This is a genomic window from Novosphingobium sp. BL-A-28-Hi1-0D, from assembly GCF_055521755.1.
Map to the genome: position 1 here is coordinate 1,416,273 of NZ_CM145502.1, position 16,594 is coordinate 1,432,866.

At 65.9% G+C, this 16,594-nt stretch carries 13 protein-coding genes; 10 read left to right on the forward strand and 3 right to left on the reverse strand.

The window, feature by feature from the left end; genetic code table 11:
• Positions 1-205: 205 nt before the first annotated feature.
• The 4 genes from ACZ1JW_RS07020 to ACZ1JW_RS07035 all read left to right on the forward strand — a co-directional run bounded on the left by ACZ1JW_RS07020 (position 206) and on the right by ACZ1JW_RS07035 (position 7,041).
• On the forward strand, positions 206-4,900 hold the full coding sequence (locus ACZ1JW_RS07020) for an NAD-glutamate dehydrogenase (RefSeq protein WP_465142458.1): 4,695 nt from the start codon (positions 206-208) through the stop codon (positions 4,898-4,900).
• 89 nt (positions 4,901-4,989) lie between these two features.
• Positions 4,990-5,760 (forward strand): molybdate ABC transporter substrate-binding protein, encoded by a 771-nt coding sequence (gene modA / locus ACZ1JW_RS07025; RefSeq protein ID WP_465142459.1) that lies wholly within the window; start codon positions 4,990-4,992, stop codon positions 5,758-5,760.
• Complete coding sequence (gene modB / locus ACZ1JW_RS07030; RefSeq protein ID WP_465142460.1) at positions 5,757-6,443, forward strand: molybdate ABC transporter permease subunit; 687 nt, start codon at positions 5,757-5,759, stop codon at positions 6,441-6,443. Before modA ends, modB begins: the two co-directional genes overlap by 4 nt.
• Positions 6,433-7,041, forward strand: a complete 609-nt coding sequence (locus tag ACZ1JW_RS07035; protein WP_465142461.1) for an ATP-binding cassette domain-containing protein — start codon at positions 6,433-6,435, stop codon at positions 7,039-7,041. The genes modB and ACZ1JW_RS07035 overlap by 11 nt, the downstream gene beginning before the upstream one ends.
• A gap of 1 nt (position 7,042) precedes the next feature.
• Here the strand turns inward: ACZ1JW_RS07035 and ACZ1JW_RS07040 are convergent, their stop codons facing one another.
• Positions 7,043-8,278: a serine hydrolase domain-containing protein gene (locus tag ACZ1JW_RS07040; protein WP_465142462.1), complete on the reverse strand. Its 1,236-nt coding sequence runs from the start codon at positions 8,276-8,278 to the stop codon at positions 7,043-7,045.
• Between the two features lie 179 nt (positions 8,279-8,457).
• Between ACZ1JW_RS07040 and ACZ1JW_RS07045 the strand changes: the two genes are divergently transcribed.
• Complete coding sequence (locus ACZ1JW_RS07045) at positions 8,458-9,714, forward strand: NAD(P)/FAD-dependent oxidoreductase (protein WP_465142463.1); 1,257 nt, start codon at positions 8,458-8,460, stop codon at positions 9,712-9,714.
• Here ACZ1JW_RS07045 and queG read toward each other — a convergent pair.
• On the reverse strand, positions 9,711-10,709 hold the full coding sequence (gene queG / locus ACZ1JW_RS07050; protein WP_465142464.1) for a tRNA epoxyqueuosine(34) reductase QueG: 999 nt from the start codon (positions 10,707-10,709) through the stop codon (positions 9,711-9,713). The two genes, ACZ1JW_RS07045 and queG, sit on opposite strands and share 4 nt — an antisense overlap.
• A gap of 136 nt (positions 10,710-10,845) precedes the next feature.
• Between queG and ACZ1JW_RS07055 the strand changes: the two genes are divergently transcribed.
• From ACZ1JW_RS07055 to ACZ1JW_RS07075, 5 genes are all read left to right on the forward strand, one after another.
• Positions 10,846-11,835, forward strand: a complete 990-nt coding sequence (locus ACZ1JW_RS07055) for an ABC transporter ATP-binding protein (RefSeq protein WP_465142465.1) — start codon at positions 10,846-10,848, stop codon at positions 11,833-11,835.
• Positions 11,832-13,073: an ABC transporter permease gene (locus ACZ1JW_RS07060; RefSeq protein ID WP_465142466.1), complete on the forward strand. Its 1,242-nt coding sequence runs from the start codon at positions 11,832-11,834 to the stop codon at positions 13,071-13,073. The genes ACZ1JW_RS07055 and ACZ1JW_RS07060 overlap by 4 nt, the downstream gene beginning before the upstream one ends.
• 76 nt (positions 13,074-13,149) lie before the next feature.
• A complete protein-coding gene (locus ACZ1JW_RS07065) occupies positions 13,150-14,487 on the forward strand; it encodes a cytochrome P450 (protein WP_465142467.1) in 1,338 nt (445 codons plus the stop codon).
• 144 nt (positions 14,488-14,631) lie between these two features.
• On the forward strand, positions 14,632-15,117 hold the full coding sequence (msrB, locus tag ACZ1JW_RS07070) for a peptide-methionine (R)-S-oxide reductase MsrB (protein ID WP_465142741.1): 486 nt from the start codon (positions 14,632-14,634) through the stop codon (positions 15,115-15,117).
• Positions 15,118-15,227: 110 nt separating this feature from the next.
• The gene (locus ACZ1JW_RS07075; protein ID WP_465142468.1) at positions 15,228-16,175 is read left to right on the forward strand and encodes an esterase-like activity of phytase family protein; all 948 of its coding nucleotides are present in this window, start codon (positions 15,228-15,230) and stop codon (positions 16,173-16,175) included.
• A 75-nt stretch (positions 16,176-16,250) separates the two neighbouring features.
• Here ACZ1JW_RS07075 and rpmB read toward each other — a convergent pair whose 3' ends face one another.
• On the reverse strand, positions 16,251-16,535 hold the full coding sequence (rpmB, locus tag ACZ1JW_RS07080; RefSeq protein WP_465124217.1) for a 50S ribosomal protein L28: 285 nt from the start codon (positions 16,533-16,535) through the stop codon (positions 16,251-16,253).
• Positions 16,536-16,594 lie beyond the last annotated feature (59 nt).

The following is a 16,594-nucleotide window of genomic DNA, read 5'->3' on the forward strand; positions in this document are numbered from 1 at the left end:
ACACCCATTGTTACCGGCAGGCAATGCTGCGGCACCAATTTCCGACCACGTGGATTACAACGGCAGGTTAAGTCGGAAGCGACGATCAACCGGACTTGAGCCTCCGCAACGGCTGGATTACCATCTGGAAGAATGATACAAGATCGTATTCGATAATTACAAGAGAGGGTAACATCCTCTTTCGCTGGAGAGCCGGGAAAACGCCATGGCGTCGAAGACCGCAATTGATCGCTCACCCCTCCCCGATGCTTCGGAGGCCCCCTCAGACCCGTTGGCGTTAGCCCTTGCAGAGCGCTTTGCCGCCGCGCTGCTCCCTGACGAGGCTCGCGATTTCGATGTTTCCCGTCTCGCCGAAGCGGCGCGCTTCGCGGCAGGCGCGGCAGCGCTGCGCAAGGGCAGCGAACCTGCCATCGCCATCGAAAGCGTCAGCGGTTCGGACTCCGGCGGACGCCACTTGCGCATCGCCGTGATCAACGACGACATGCCCTTTCTCGTCGATTCGATAACCGCCACGATTACCGCGCAGGGTCTCGCCATCGATCGCCTTGTCCACCCCGTCGTTGCCGTGCGCCGCGATGCCGAAGGGCGGCTGACAGAATTTCCCGAAGGCGATGCCAGCGGCGAACGGCGTGAATCCATCGTCTATCTCGAAACCGAACGCGCAGACGCCCGCCAGCGCCGCAGCCTGATCGCCGCGCTCGAAGAAACTCTTTCCGATGTGCGCGCCGCCGTCGCCGACTGGCCGATGATGCAGGCCGCCATGCGCGACGATGCCACGCTGCTCGCCGATCCGGAGGGTGCCGCCCTGTTGCGCTGGCTGGCTGACGGCATGCTGACCCAACTCGGCAGCGTCACCCGCCTGCGCGATGGCACCGAGGAACGCCCGCTCGGCATCTGCCGTGCCAGCGAACGCAGCCTGCTCGCCGCCTCATCATTTGAACGCGCCTTCCGCTGGTTTGAAAGTGGCACGGGCCGCGCGCCGCTGATCGTCAAGGCGAACCGCATCGCCAACGTCCATCGCCGCGTTCCGCTCGATCTGTTCATCGTGCCGCGCGTCGAAAGCGGCAAGGTCGTCGCGCTTTCCGTCCACGCAGGCGTCTGGACCAGCGCCGCGCTGGCCGCAGCGCCCGATCGCGTGCCGCGCCTGCGCACGCAGCTCTCCGGCCTGATGGACAAGTTCGGCTTTGCGCCCAACGGCCATGCCGGCAAGGCACTCGTCCACGCGCTCACCGCGCTGCCGCACGATCTTCTGGTCAGCTTTGCCGAAGACGATCTTGAACGCGTCGCCACCGCGATGATGAGCCTTGTGGATCGCCCACGCCCGCGCCTTGCGCTGGTCGAAGCTCCGCTTGCCCGTCACCTCTTCGCCTTCGTCTGGCTCCCGCGTGACGTGCTTTCCACCGAGGTCCGCCTCGCCATCCGCGCCATGCTCGAAGCCGGGGCCGGGGCGCAGGTGATCGACTGGTCGCTGCAGGTCGAAGGCAGCACGCTCGCCATGCTGCGCTTCGTGCTCGATGTGCGCGATCAGGGCGGCCACGCCGATGAGGTCGCGCTCGATCACCAGCTGCAGGGTATGGTCCGCGGCTGGGCGGGCGCGGTCGAGGCAGAGCTTGGCGCCACCGAAGAACCCTCCCGCGCTGCCGCCATCGCCGCGCGCTATGCCGATGCCTTCCCGATTTCCTATCGCAACATCTCCGGCCCCGCCGAAGCGGCGCAGGACATCCGCGTGTTGCGCACGCTTTCGGGCAGCAATGCCCCGCGCCGCGCGGCCCGCCTCCACCGCCACCCCGGCGAGGCCGCGCTGCGTCTCAAGCTCTACCAGCGCGAAGGCGCCATCGTCCTGTCCGATGCCGTGCCGGTTCTAGAAAACTTCGGCTTCCGCGTGCTTGAGGAAGTGCCCACCCCGCTCAATGGTGGCCGCCTCGGCTTCATCCACGATTTCCTCGTCTCGCACCCGGCTGACAGCTCCATCGAAGACCTGATGGCGCGTGCCACGTCGATCGAGACTTCGCTCTCCGCCGTGCTCAACGGCGCAGCAGAGGACGATGCCTTCAACCGCCTGATCGTCGGCACCGGCCTGACTGCGGTCGAGGCCAACTGGTTGCGCGCGTTCTACCGCTACCTCCGCCAGGCAGGCATGACCTTCGGCGTGCCCACCGTGGTCGAAGCGCTCAAGAATGCCCCAGCGGTCACGCGCGGGCTGATCGAAAGCTTCGTCGCGCGCCACGATCCCGCGTTCAAGGGCGAGCGCGATACCGCCTTCGCCGCTGCCGACGAGCGCATCAGGACGGGCCTCGCAGGCGTTGCGGCGATCAACGACGACCGCCTGCTGCGCAGCTTCCGCGCTCTGGTCGGCGCGATCCTGCGCACCAACGCCTTCGCGCCCGCCGCTGCCGAAGCGCTGGCGTTCAAGATCGATTCCGCAAGCGTTCCCGGTCTGCCCAAGCCGCTGCCGTGGCGCGAGATCTTCGTCTATTCCCCGCGCGTCGAGGGCATCCACCTGCGCGCTGGACCCGTCGCTCGCGGTGGCCTGCGCTGGTCCGACCGGCGCGACGACTTCCGCACCGAAATCCTCGGCCTGATGAAGGCGCAGCGCGTCAAGAACGCGGTGATCGTGCCGACCGGGGCCAAGGGCGGCTTCTATCCCAAGCAGCTCCCCGATCCGGTCCGCGACCGCGAAGGCTGGCTGGCCGAGGGCAAGGCGAGCTATCAGGTCTTCATTCGCACCCTGCTCTCGCTCACCGACAACATCGTCGAAGGCAAAGTCGTCCACCCCGCAGGCGTCATCGTCCGCGATGGGGAAGACCCCTACTTCGTCGTCGCCGCCGACAAGGGCACCGCAACCTTCTCCGACGTTGCCAATGCCATCGCCGAATCGCGTGATTTCTGGCTCGACGATGCTTTCGCCAGCGGTGGCTCGAAGGGCTATGACCACAAGGCGATGGGCATCACCGCCAGGGGCGCGTGGCTCTCTGTCCGCCGCCACTTCCTCGAACTCGGTGTCGACGTGCAGTCCGAGCCTGTCCGCGTCGCAGGCTGCGGCGACATGTCGGGCGACGTGTTCGGCAACGGCATGCTGCTGTCCAAGGCGCTCAAGGTCGTCGCCGCCTTCGATCACCGCCACATCTTTCTCGACCCCGATCCCGATCCGGCGCGCAGCTGGGAAGAACGCGCCCGCATGTTTGCGCTGCCCCGCTCCAGTTGGGACGATTACGACAAGAGCCTGATTTCGAAGGGCGGCGGCGTGTTCCCCCGCTCGATGAAGTCCATCCCGCTCTCCCCGGAAGTGCAGGCCATGCTGGGGCTCGAAGCGGCAGAGATCGACCCGGATGGGCTGATCACCGCAATCCTGCGCGGGGACGTCGATCTCCTCTGGTTCGGCGGCATCGGCACGTACGTAAAGTCCAGCACCCAGAACAACGTCGACGTCGGAGATCCCTCGAACGACGCCATCCGCATCTCGGCCAATGAGGTTCGGGCCAAGGTCATCGGCGAAGGCGCAAACCTGGGCACCACGCAGGCCGCCCGCATCGAATTCTCCCAGCACGGGGGCCGGATCAACACCGACTTCATCGACAACTCCGCCGGCGTCGATTGCTCGGACAACGAGGTCAACATCAAGATTGCGCTGGCCGCGGCCAAGCGCACCGGCAAGCTCACCGAGGACGCCCGCGTCGACCTGCTCGTCTCGATGACCGATGAGGTCGCGCATCTGGTTCTGGAGGACAACCGCCTGCAGGCCCTCGCGCTCTCCATCGCCGAACGCGGCGGCGCGCTCGCCATGCCCGCCTGGTCACGCCTGATCGATGTGCTCGAAGAAGGCGGCGACCTCGATCGCAAGACCGAAGGCCTCGCGTCTGCCGAAGACCTCGCCCGCCGTGCCGCGTCGGGTCAGGGTCTTACCCGTCCCGAACTGGCCGTGCTCCTGTCTAGCACCAAGCTCGTCCTCCAGCGCGCGCTCGAAGAGAGCGCAGTGGTCGATGATCCGATGCTCGAAAGCGAACTCTTCGCCGCCTTCCCGCCGCAGATGCGCGAAGCCTTTGCCGAAGAAATCGCCAGCCACCGCCTGCGCCGCGAGATCATCGCGACCAAGCTCGCCAACCGGGTGATCAACCGGATGGGCCCCGTCGCGCCCTTCGAACTCTGCGAGGAAGAAGGCGTTTCGCTGGCGCAAGTCGTGGCCGCCTTCGTCGCGGCCGAGCGCCTGCTCGACTTGCGCAAGACCTGGGACCTGCTCGATCAGGCCGCCATGCCCGAAGTGCTGAGGCTCGACCTGTTCGACCGGACGGCACAAGGCCTGCGCGGCCACGTTGCCGATGTCCTGCGCGTCGGCAATGGCTCGCAGCAGCCCGGCGCGCTGATCGAGGATTTTTCGGGCGGCGTCGGCCTGCTCAGCCACGCCACCGCGCAATTGCTGCGCGGCGAAGCGCAGGCACAGGCCCGGCAGATGGCCGACGACCTTTCCGCTGCGGGCGCGCCGCCCGAAATCTCGGCGCGGCTGGTCCATCTCTACGACATGGATGGCGCCGTGGGCCTCGCCCATCTCGCCCGCGATCTTGCCGTCGATGCCGCTGCCCTGACCGGCGCCTTTGCCGATCTCGGCGCGGCTCTCGGTCTCGACTGGGCGCAGCAGGCGGCGCGGCGGATGAACCCGTCCGATCCGTGGGAGCGCCTGATCGTCGCGGGCCTCTCGCGCGATTTCGAGCAGATGCGCCTCGATTTCCTCGCAAGGTCCAAGGGGCGTTCGCCTGACACCTTCGTGGCCGACTGGCTCGTGTCCAACGCAGCGGCGGTCCGCCAATTCCGCGGGCTGGTCGCACGCGCGCAGGCGGCACCCACGGTTGCGGCGGCCATGCTTGCGCAAGTCGCAAGCCAGGCAAGGACCCTGCTCGGGCGCTGACTTAAGGGAGGCGGCAGCGGCGAAGGGGTGCTTGGTTAAGTTACGGGCTTGTTATATACGCCCGAACATAGCCAGTGCCCGGAGCCCTGATGAAGCTGCTCTTCCGTTCGATCCTTGCCCTGTTCCTGCTCACACCGCTTGGCGTGCCAGCATCAGCGCAGGAGCGCGGGCCGCTGGTGCTCGCCGCATCGAGCCTGCAGGAAGCGCTGGGCGATGCAGCCGACCGGTGGGTTGCCAAGGGCCATGCCCGCCCCGTCCTGTCCTTCGCCTCCTCCTCCGCGCTTGCGCGCCAGGCAGATGCAGGCGCGCGCGCCGATCTGTTCGCCTCGGCGGACGAGGAGTGGATGGACTACCTGCAAGGCAAGGGCCTGCTGAAGCCAGGCTCGCGTGCACGGTTGACCGAGAACCGGCTGGTGCTCGTCGCCCCGCTCCAGTCCCGCGCCACCTTGCGCATCGCGCGCGACTTTCCCCTTGCCCGGGCGCTGGGCAGCGGACGATTGGCGATGGCCGATCCCGCCGTGGTCCCGGCAGGCCGCTATGGCCGCGAAGCGCTCACCAACCTCGGCGTCTGGCCAGGCGTTGCCGGAAAGATCGCGGCGGCCGAGAACGTCCGCGCCGCGCTGGCGCTGGTCGAACGCGGCGCTGCGCCATTCGGCGTGGTCTATGCGACCGACGCGCAGGCCTCGAAGGGCGTGCGCATCGTCGGCCTGTTCCCGGCATCCAGCCATCGCCCGATCACTTATCCGGTGGCCCTGCTCAAGACCTCGCAGCACCGCGATGCCGAAGCCTTCCGGCGCTTCCTGATCTCGCGCGAGGGCCGCGCCATCCTCGCCCGCCGCGGCTTCGGCAAAACTCAGTGACCCCAGAAGACTGGGCCATCGTCCACCTGTCGCTAAAGGTCAGCGCCGTCGCCGTCGGCGGCTGCCTGCCGCTTGCCTTTGCGCTGGCGTGGCTGCTGGCGCGCGGCAAGTTTGCGGGCAAGGTCCTGCTCGACGCACTCATCCACTTGCCGCTGGTGCTGCCACCTGTGGTCACCGGCTGGATGCTCCTGCTCGCCTTCGGTCCGCAAGGCCCCATCGGCAGCTGGTTCGAGAATGCGCTCGGCCTCACTTTCATGTTCCGCTGGACCGGCGCGGCGCTGGCGGCAGCGGTCATGGCGCTCCCGCTGATGGTCCGTGCCATGCGCCTGTCTATAGAGGCCGTCGATCTGCGGCTGGAAGCAGCCGCCATGACGCTGGGCGCCTCGCGCTGGCGCGTGTTCCGCACGATCACCCTGCCGCTCGCGCTGCCCGGCGTGGTCGCTGGCGCGGTGCTCGGCTTCGCCCGCTCGCTCGGAGAATTCGGCGCGACGATCACGTTCGTCTCCAACATCCCCGGCGAGACGCAGACCCTGCCACTGGCAATCTACAGTGCACTTCAGGTTCCGGGAGGCGAAGCGGCGGTCGCCCGTCTTGCGGGCATTTCCGTCACGCTCTCGCTTGCCGCGCTGGTCGTGTCCGAAGTGCTCGCCCGCCGGATGGGGAGGAGCGCCCATGTCCTTTGAGGTCAGTGTCTCGCGGCGGCTGGGCGATACCATCGTGAAATGCACCTTCGCCGCGGAGGCCGGACTGACGGCCCTGTTCGGCCCCTCGGGCGCGGGCAAGACTTCGGTGCTCAACATGGTCGCTGGCCTGCTAAAGCCCGACGATGGCCGTATTGCCGTGGGCGGCGAAGTGCTGTTCGACTCAGCCTCCGGCATCGACGTCCCGGTCCAGTCCCGCCGCGCAGGCTACGTCTTCCAGGATGGCCGCCTGTTCCCCCACATGCGCGTGCGCGACAATCTGGTCTACGGGAGTTCCGGTGAGGGCCTGATGACGCTTGCCGAAGCCGCCCGCTTCCTCGGCATCGACCACCTGCTGGACCGCTGGCCCCGCACGCTGTCAGGCGGCGAGGCCCAGCGCGTCGCCATCGGTCGTGCCCTGCTCGGCAACCCCCGATTCCTCCTGATGGACGAACCCTTGGCGGCGCTCGACCGCGCCCGCCGCGAGGAGATCATGCGCACCATCGAGCGCCTGCGCGACGAACTGAGCCTGCCGATCCTCTACGTCAGCCACGATCGCGCCGAAGTCGAACGGCTGGCCAGCCGGATCATCGAACTCTGAACTACTTCGGCAACCCCGCAATGATCGCGTGGAAGCCGCCCAAGGTCTCGTCGATGATTCCCTCCGGCTCCGGATTGGGGAAATGGCTCAGCTTGACGATCACCGTGTTGCTGGCGGGATGGACATAGATGAACTGCCCCGCCAGCCCGACCGCCGAATAGGCCCCGGGCTCGCTATCCAGCTGCCAGGTCTGGAAGCCATAGCCCTTGCCAAGGCCCAGCGCCGCCGATGCCGCAAACGGGATCATCGTGGTCTGCTGCTTCACCCAGTCGGCGGGCACCACCTGCCTGCCACCCGCCTTGCCCTTGTTCAGCAGCATAAGCCCGATGCGCCCGAAATCGCGCAGCCGCGCGTTGTAGCCCATTCCTGAAAGCTCACGCCCCACGCCTTCCGGGCCATCGGCAATCCAGAAACCATCGGCCTCCGCGCCCAGCGGCTGCCACAAGCGGCGGCTCATGTAGGATGCCAGCTTCTCGCCGGTGGCGCGCTCCACGACCCAGCCCAGCACCGCCGTATCGAGCGTCGCATAGTTGAAGCGTGAACCCGGCTCAGCTGCCTTGCCAACCGTGCGGGCGCGGTCGGCGAAGCGCTCCTTGTTCGCGACGATCGCGTTCATGTGGATCAGCGCGGCAAGGCTCGGCTTCTCGCCGAAGTCGTAGCGCTCCTCATAGGCGACGCCCGAGCGCATCTGCAGGACATGGCGGATCGATACCCCCTCGTACCCGCCACCCTTCAGTTCCGGCACGTACTTGCTGACCGGATCGTCGATGGACGCGATCTTGCCGTCCTGCAGGGCAAGGCCGACGAGCAGCGCGGTGATCGACTTGGCCATCGAGAACGAGATGAACCGGTCCTCGGGCGTCGTCCGGTTGCGGTAGTCCTCGAACACGATCTTGCCATCGTGGATCACCAGCAGGGCGTTGGTATAAGTGCGGCGAGCCCAGGTGTCGTAGTTGGCGGGCATCGCTGCGGCAGGCCCCTTGGGCAGGCCCCAGACCTTCCCGGCGGTGGCTACCCTGCGCGTCTCGAAGATCTGCGCCGAGTTCCTGAAGTTGAAGCTGTTGATGTCGCCATCCAGCCAGTGCTGGCGCATCGAGATCACCGGATCGGCCGGAGTTGCTGCTGGCGTGGCGGGTGGGGCGGTCGGCGGGCTTTCGGCACTGGCGGGAAGGGCAGCGATGCCAAGCAGCATGGAGATGGTGCTGGCTAGCAACCGACAGGCCTTTGGATTGCGCATGATCCGAATCTCTCTCTCCGGTTCCAGGCTTTCACCCGGATGTTATATGACATAGCATAGACCCGGTCTATTCGTTGGCGCAAGTGCATCTGCATTTGTCAGCATAGGACAATTTGATCTTCGCTGATTGACGCCCGCGCGGTTTTCGCCAAACGGCACAGAAAGATCGGAGGATTCGAATGGCCAACGAAGCAGATCGCGCAGACGTCATCATCGTGGGTGCAGGGCACGGCGGGGCACAGGCTGCCATCGCGTTGCGCCAGAATGGCTTTGAAGGCCGCATCCTCGTTATCGGGCGCGAGCCGGAGATTCCCTACGAGCGTCCGCCGCTGTCGAAGGAATATCTCGCGCGCGAAAAGACGTTCGATCGCATCTGCATCCGCCCGGCGCAGTTCTGGGAGGACAAGGCGGTCGAGATGAAGCTCGGCGCCGAAGTCGTCTCGCTCGATCCCGCCGCGCACACGGTCAAGCTCGGTGATGGCTCGGAAATCGGCTACGGCAAGCTGATCTGGGCCACCGGTGGCGATCCGCGCCGCCTCTCGTGCATGGGTGCAGACCTTGCCGGCGTCCACGCCGTTCGCACCAAGGAAGATGCTGACCGGCTGATGTCCGAACTCGATGCCCTTGATTCAAAAGGTGCCGCCAAGCGCGCCGTGGTCATCGGCGGCGGCTATATTGGCCTCGAAGCCGCCGCCGTCCTCACGAAGTTCGACGTATCGGTCACCCTGCTCGAAGCGCTGCCCCGCGTGCTGGCGCGCGTTGCGGGCGAGGCGCTTTCAGAATTCTACCAGGCCGAGCACCGCGCCCACGGCGTCGATCTGCGCACCGGCGCTGCGATGGACTGCATCGAGGGTGACGGCACCAAGGTCACCGGCGTCAGGATGCAGGACGGCTCGGTCCTGCCCGCCGACATCGTCATCGTCGGCATCGGCATCATCCCATGCGTCGGGCCGCTGCTCTCGGCAGGCGCTGCGGGCGGCAATGGCGTCGACGTCGACGAGTTCTGCCGCACCTCGCTGCCCGATGTCTATGCTATCGGCGATTGTGCGGCCCACGCCAACGATTTCGTCGACGGTGCGGTCATCCGCCTCGAATCCGTCCAGAACGCCAACGATCAGGCGACCACTGCCGCCAAGGACATCTGCGGCGCGCCGGTGCCCTACAAGGCCACGCCGTGGTTCTGGTCCAATCAGTATGACCTGCGCCTGCAGACGGTGGGCCTCTCGACCGGCCACGACACCGCCGTGCTGCGCGGCGATCCGGCCACGCGCTCGTTCTCGGTCGTGTATCTCAAGGGCGGCAAGGTCGTTGCGCTCGACTGCGTGAACATGGTCAAGGACTACGTGCAGGGCAAGAAACTGGTCGAAACCCGCGCCCAAGTTTCGCCCGAGCAGCTGGCCGATGCCAGCGTGCCGCTCAAGGAAATGGTGGCTTAGGCCAGACGCTCCATGGCCCAGCGGGCGGCATCTGCCACCGCCGGGTCGGGGTCTGCGGCCAAGGCCGTTACGCTCGGCAGCAGCGACCGGTCGCCGCTGTTTCCCGCCGCATAGAGGCAGTTGCGCACCATCCGGTCCCGCCCGATCCGCTTGATCGGACTGCCGCTGAACACCTGCAGGAACGTCGCGTCATCCAGCGCGAGCAGTTCGGCCAGCTTCGGGGCGGCAAGCTCGGCACGCGGCAGGAAGGCCCGGTTGGCCTGCGCGGCTTGGGCAAAGCTGTTCCACGGACAGGCCGCAAGGCAATCGTCGCAGCCATAGATCCGGTTGCCCAACGCCTCGCGGAATTCTTCCGCCACCGGTCCCTTGTGCTCGATCGTCAGGTAGGAAATGCACCGCCGCGCATCCAGTTGATAAGGTTCGGGAAAAGCTTCGGTCGGGCAGGCCGTCTGACATGCAGTGCACGATCCGCACCGGTCGGCATGGGGCGCATCGGGCTTGAGGTCGAGCGTCGTATAGATCGCCCCCAGAAACAGCCACGACCCATGGGTCCGGCTGACCAGGTTGGTATGCTTGCCCTGCCACCCGATCCCCGCCAGCTGCCCCAGCGGCTTTTCCATGACGGGCGCGGTATCGACGAAGACTTTCACTTGCGCCTCAGGGACTTCGGCCACCAGCCACCGCGCCAGCGCCTTCAGGTTGCGCTTCACCACATCGTGATAATCCCCGCCCTGCGCATAGACCGAAATGCGCCCCCGCTCCGGATGGGCTTCCAGGCCGCGCGGATCGGCGGCGGGGGCATAGCTCATGCCCAGCGCGATCACGCTCTTCGCCTCGGGCCAGAGCGATTGCGGACCGCGCCGGTGATGCAGCCGCGTCTCCATCCACTCCATCGTCGCGTGGTGACCTTCGCCCAGCCACTGTTCGAGTCGGGTGGCGCGGACGGGGTCATCCTCGGCGGGTGCAATGCCGCAGGCGGCGAAGCCCAGGCGCATGGCTTCTGCCCCCAGTCTGCCTTCGAGAGTTGGCCCTCTGCCCTCGAGAGTTGCCTCTCTGCCTCCGAGAGTTGGACTTGCGTTAACCACACTTGCTGCCCTGCTCGTTCATCGCCTATCGCTAGGCCAATGACCCATGAAAATCGAGCTAGGGGAATGGCCGGTGACTGGCAACGCGGTTGACCACGCCGGTGTGGAACTCGCCATCGAGGCGCGTGGGCTGGTCAAACGCTTCGATGGCTTCACTGCCGTCGATGGCGTTGACATATCGGTGCCAAAGGGCTCGATCTTCGGGATTCTCGGCCCCAACGGCGCGGGCAAGACGACCACGCTGCGCATGCTGCTGGGCATCATTGATCCCGACGAAGGCTACCGCTGCGTGCTCGGCGCTGAACGCCCGACCGACGTCGCGCGGCGCATCGGCTACCTGCCCGAAGAGCGCGGGCTTTACCCCGCGATGAAAGCCTACGAGGCCATCGGTTTCCTTGCCGCCCTGCGCGGCGTGCCGCTGAAAGAAGGGCGGCGCAAGGGGCGTGAATTGCTGGAAGAACATGGGCTTGGCTATGCCGCCGACCGGCAGATCCGGCAGATGTCCAAGGGCATGGCGCAGACCGTCCAGCTGCTCGGCACGCTGGTCCACCAGCCCGATCTGGTGGTCTTCGACGAACCGTTCTCGGGCCTCGACGCGCTCAACCAGGGCAAGCTCGAACGCATGATCCGCGCGCTGGCGGCGAAGGGCACGACGGTGATCTTCTCCACCCACGTCATCGCCCACGCCGAGCGCCTGTGCGACCGCATCGCGATCATCGCAGGCGGGAAGGTGCCCTTCGCAGGCCCGGTCGATCTCGCCCGCGACCGCCTGCGCCCGCAAGTCCGGCTCGAAACGCGCGCGCAGGACGGGCCGTGGCGCGCCGCGCTTCCCGCAGATGCGCGCCACGAAGGCGCATTCTGGTACTTCACCCTGCCCGAAACCGGGGTTGAGCCCCTGCTGCGCGCCCTGATCGAGGGCGATGCGGGCATCCTCAGCCTGTCGATCGAGCGGGCAGGGCTGCACGATGCCTTCGTCGCCATTGCAGGCGAAGCGGCGGCCAAGGCGCTTGAAGAGAGCGAAGGAGAAGCGCGATGACCGGCCTTCGTGAAAAGCTGCGCGCGGCGCTGGTCGTGGCACGGCGCGATTTTGTTGCGGTGGTCTTCTCCAAGACCTTCATCTTCTTCCTGATCGGCCCGGCCTTCCCGGTGCTGGTCGGCGGGCTTGCCGGAAACATCGGCGCCAAGGTCCAGCAGAATGTCGAGCGACCGACCATCGGCCTTGCCATGAGTGCCAGCGATTCACAGCGGATGCTGGCGGCGCGGGACGAACTCGACGGGCGCATGGCCGGGGGCATCCCTGAGCTGCTTGTCTTGCAGGACGTCGGGCCGGGAGAAGACTTCGACGCCAAGGCAGCGCTTGCCGATGGAAACCGGCAGGTGACGGCGGTTGTCGGCGGCACGCTCGATGCGCCGACGCTCACAGCCCCCGCAGAGCGCGCACGGCAATGGGTCGGGCTCGTGTCCAACCTTGCAGCGCGGGCCCGCGCCCCGGCTCCGACTGCCTATCCGGACGTCAGGGTGCAGGAAGTCACCACCTCGCTCGCCAAGGTGAAGACGGGCCAGATCTACACGGCCCAGGCTGCGCAAGTGCTGCTGTTCCTGTTGACGATGCTGCTCGCAGGCATGGTCCTGTCCAATCTCGTCGAGGAAAAGGGCAACAAGATCATCGAAGTGCTGGCCGCCGCGATTCCGATGGATGCGATGTTCATGGGCAAGCTCTTCGCCATGCTGGCGGTCAGCCTTGTCGGCATTGCGGTGTGGGGAACGGCCATCGGGGTGATCGTGCTGATGGGTGCCAAGAGCCTTCCGGCGATCTCGACGCCTGCGGTCGGCTGGCCGCTGTTCCTGATCCTCGGCTTCCTCTACTTCGCCATGGCCTACCTGCTGATGGGCTCGCTGTTCCTCTCGATCGGCGGCATGGCTGCGACCGTGCGCGAGGTGCAGACGTTGTCGATGCCGGTGTCGATGTTCCAGCTGATGGTGTTCTTCTTTGCGAGCTACGCGCTGACCATGCCGGGAACCTGGGTCGAATGGCTCTCCATCGCCTTCCCGGTCAGTTCGCCCTACGCGATGCTCGCCCGCGCCGCAAAGGAGCCCGAAATCTGGCCACATCTGGCAGCGCTGGGCTGGCAGGTCCTGTGGGTGATCGTGATCGTGCGAGCAGGGGCGCAACTGTTCCGCCGCACGGTGATGAAGTCCGGTCCCGCACGGGGCAAATCCTCGGTGTCGCTGATGGCCAAGCTGTTCCGTCGCAATGAGGACAAGGCTTATTGACATCTGTGTAGGTTGTGGCAGCTTGTCAGCGTGAAGGGAACCGCGCGCCAAAGCGCGGCCCTGCCGGAGGATGACCATGGCCACGCAGCTTGCTCCCGAAGCCCAGCAGTTCAGCTACCGCAGTTCGCCCACCGCGATCGAGGCGTTCACCGCCTGGCTCAAGGAAAACCCGCAGGCGTTCCCGCCGCACACGCACAAGTGGGACGTCAGCCGTTCCGACATTTACGTGGAGGATCGCTGGCAGCCGATCTTTGCGGAGATGCGCGCGCAGGCCCCGGTCAACTTCGTGCCCGAATCGCCCTATGGCGCATACTGGAACGTGGTGAACCACAAGGCGATCCAGCACGTCGAATCACTGCCCGAGCTGTTCTCCTCGTCATGGAAGTACGGCGGCATCACGATCGGCGATCCTCCGGCCGACACCGATCCTGCGCTTCTGGCCGAGCGGCAGCTGCCGATGTTCATCGCCATGGACCGGCCCGAGCATACTGGCCAGCGCCGCACCGTCGCCCCCGCTTTCACGCCCGCCAAGATGATCGAAATGGAGCGCGAGATTCGTCAGCGCACCGGCGAAGTTCTCGATTCGCTGCCCTGGGGCGAGAAGTTCGACTGGGTCGACAAGGTCTCGATCGAACTGACCACCGGCATGCTTGCGCTGCTGTTCGGCTTCCCGTGGCAGGACCGCCGCCTGCTGACGTTCTGGTCGGACTGGGCGGGCGACGTGGAGTTGGTGCTTGCGCGCGAACTGTCCGACATGCGCTTCAGCTTCCTCGGCGAGATGGCGCACTACTTCCAGCGCCTGTGGGGCGAACGGATGCGCAACGCGCCTTCGGGTGATCTCATCTCGATGATGATTCATTCCGAGGCGATGAACCACATGAGCCCGCAGGAGTTCATGGGCAATCTGGTGCTGCTGATCGTTGGCGGCAACGATACGACGCGCAACACCATGTCGGGCATCATCCACGCGCTCGACCAGTTCCCTGACCAGCGTGACCTGCTGGCAAGCGATCCCTCGCTGATCCCGAATGCGGTGCAGGAGTGCATCCGCTACGTCACGCCGCTTGCACACATGCGCCGCACCGCCACGGCCGATGCCGAGGTGTTCGGGCAGAACATCAAGGCCGGCGAGAAGCTGATTCTCTGGTACATCTCGGCCAACCGCGACGAGACCGTGTTCGAGAATGCCGACAAGCTGATCGTCGACCGCGACAACGCCCGGCGGCACCTCTCGTTCGGCTATGGCGTGCACCGTTGCGTCGGCGCGCGGCTGGCCGAGCTGCAACTGCGCATCCTGTTGGAAGAAATGCACGAGCGCCGGATGAAGGTGCGCGTGGCGGGCGAAGTGGAGCGCGTGCGGGCGAACTTCGTCCACGGCTTCCGCAAGCTCGAGGTGGTGCTCGAAAAGCGGTAATCGCCCATACAGGTCGTCATGCTATGACTTGTGTCACGATTGTGAGAGCAGGACAGGCCTAGAAGGGCCCAAGTCCTGTCGGTGGGCACTCCGCCCCCGAGGTTACACCCTCTCACCCATCGGCAGGATACCTGAAGGTTGACCATGATTGCCACACGTCGCCGCTTCGTCTCTTTTCTTTCCGCAGGATCGGTCTTGCCCTTTGCCAGCGCGTGCAGCGCCAAGCCTGCGGCCAAGGGCACGTTCCCGATCGTGAAGAGCGAGGCGGAATGGCGCCGCGTCCTGACCCCGGAGCAGTTCTACATCCTGCGCGAGGAAGGAACCGAGCGCCCGTTTACCTCGCCGCTGCTCAAGGAACATCGCAAGGGTACGTTCGTCTGCGCGGCTGACGGCAACGCGCTGTTTGCCTCATCGACCAAGTTCGACAGCGGAACCGGCTGGCCCAGCTTCTGGAAGCCGCTGCCCAAGGGCGTTGCCACCAGCACCGATCGCAGCCTCGGCATGTCGCGCACCGAAGTCCATTGCACCCAGTGCGGCGGGCACCTCGGCCACGTGTTCGACGATGGCCCTGCGCCAACGGGCCTGCGCTACTGCATCAATGGGGATGCGCTGAAGTTCCGGCCTGCCTGACGCCATCTGGCCTGAACCTTTGTTGGCAGGGGTGCACGGTTGAAGGTTGACCACGGCTGCGGATGTGCCAACGCGCTTTCGTGCGCAAACCGGTTGCTTTCCTCCTATTGTTGGTTCCTCTGCTCTGGCTGAGTTGGACCGGACCGAGAGACAACCCCAATCGCGCCTCCGGCCGGGTTCTGGTTGAAAGCATTGCGGGCAAGGTGCCCAAGGCCGAACGGGACAGCCTCGGGCCCTTCTCGCTCGAAGGTCTGTGGCACCTCACCGGCACCGACCGCTTCTTCGGCGGGTACTCCGCGCTCGTTCAATCGCGCAGCGGCGGTCTGATGGCCGTCAGCGACCGGAACCGTGTCCTCTCGCTCCCCCTGCCACCCCGCGAGGGCTGGAGTGTGCCCAAGGCCCAGCGCGCCATCTCCCTGCGTCGCGAAGATGGCCGCTACGTCGGCTTCGATGTCGAATCGGCCGTACGCGATCCCGATGGCGCGCTGTGGCTTGGCCTTGAGGACGAAGCGCACATTGTCCGCGTCGACACCACCAAGGGCAGGGCGAAGTTCCTTGCAGTGCCTCAGATCGTCGATTGGCCGCGCAACGGCGGCGCTGAAGCCATGGCGCGGCTGCCCGACGGGCGCTGGATCATGCTGTGCGAAGCGTGCGGGACCGGGCGGGGAGGGCTGCATATGGGCCTGATGTTTCCGGGGCATCCCGGCAAGGTGAAGGGACGGCCGTTCGGCCTGATCGTCCCGCCGGGGTTCGACCCGGTTGACGCCGTAGCGCTCCCCGATGGACGGCTGCTGGTGCTGGTGCGCCGCTTCGCATTCCTGCCACCGCACTTCGAGGCGCGAATCGTGCTGGCGGATCTGACGAAGCTGGATTTCGCGCGCCCGCTTGCCACGCAGGAGCTTGCCCGGATCGACGGGCGCGTCCTGCGTGAAAACTGGGAAGGAATGGCGCTGGTTGGCGATTCACTCTGGCTGGTGACCGATGCCAACGATTCGGCGTTCCAGCAAACCTGGCTGATGAAGCTGAAGTTCGATCCTGCGCGCCTTCCGGCCCGCTAAAGCAGACGCAACAAAAGCCCCCGTTCCGTTATGGAATGGGGGCCTTCGATGTCTCAACCCTTGCGGGCAGAAGAATTAGGCGGCGGTCGCCTTGACCAGCTCGCGCTTCACCTTGAGGGCGCGCGTGCTGAGCTTGGTGTCCGACTGCTTGAGCAGCCAGTTGTCGAGACCGCCGTTGTGTTCGACCGAACGCAGACCATGGGTCGAAACGCGGAACTTGAAGCTGCGCTCCAGCTTCTCGCTCATCAGCGTGACGTTCTGCAGGTTGGGCAGGAACAGACGCTTGGTCTTGTTGTTGGCGTGGCTTACGTTGTGACCGACTTGGCGGCCCTTACCGGTCAGTTCGCAGATACGCGACATGGCTAAAACTCGCTTGTGTTCGATAATACCTATCGGGAAGGCGCGGCTCTTATCGATTC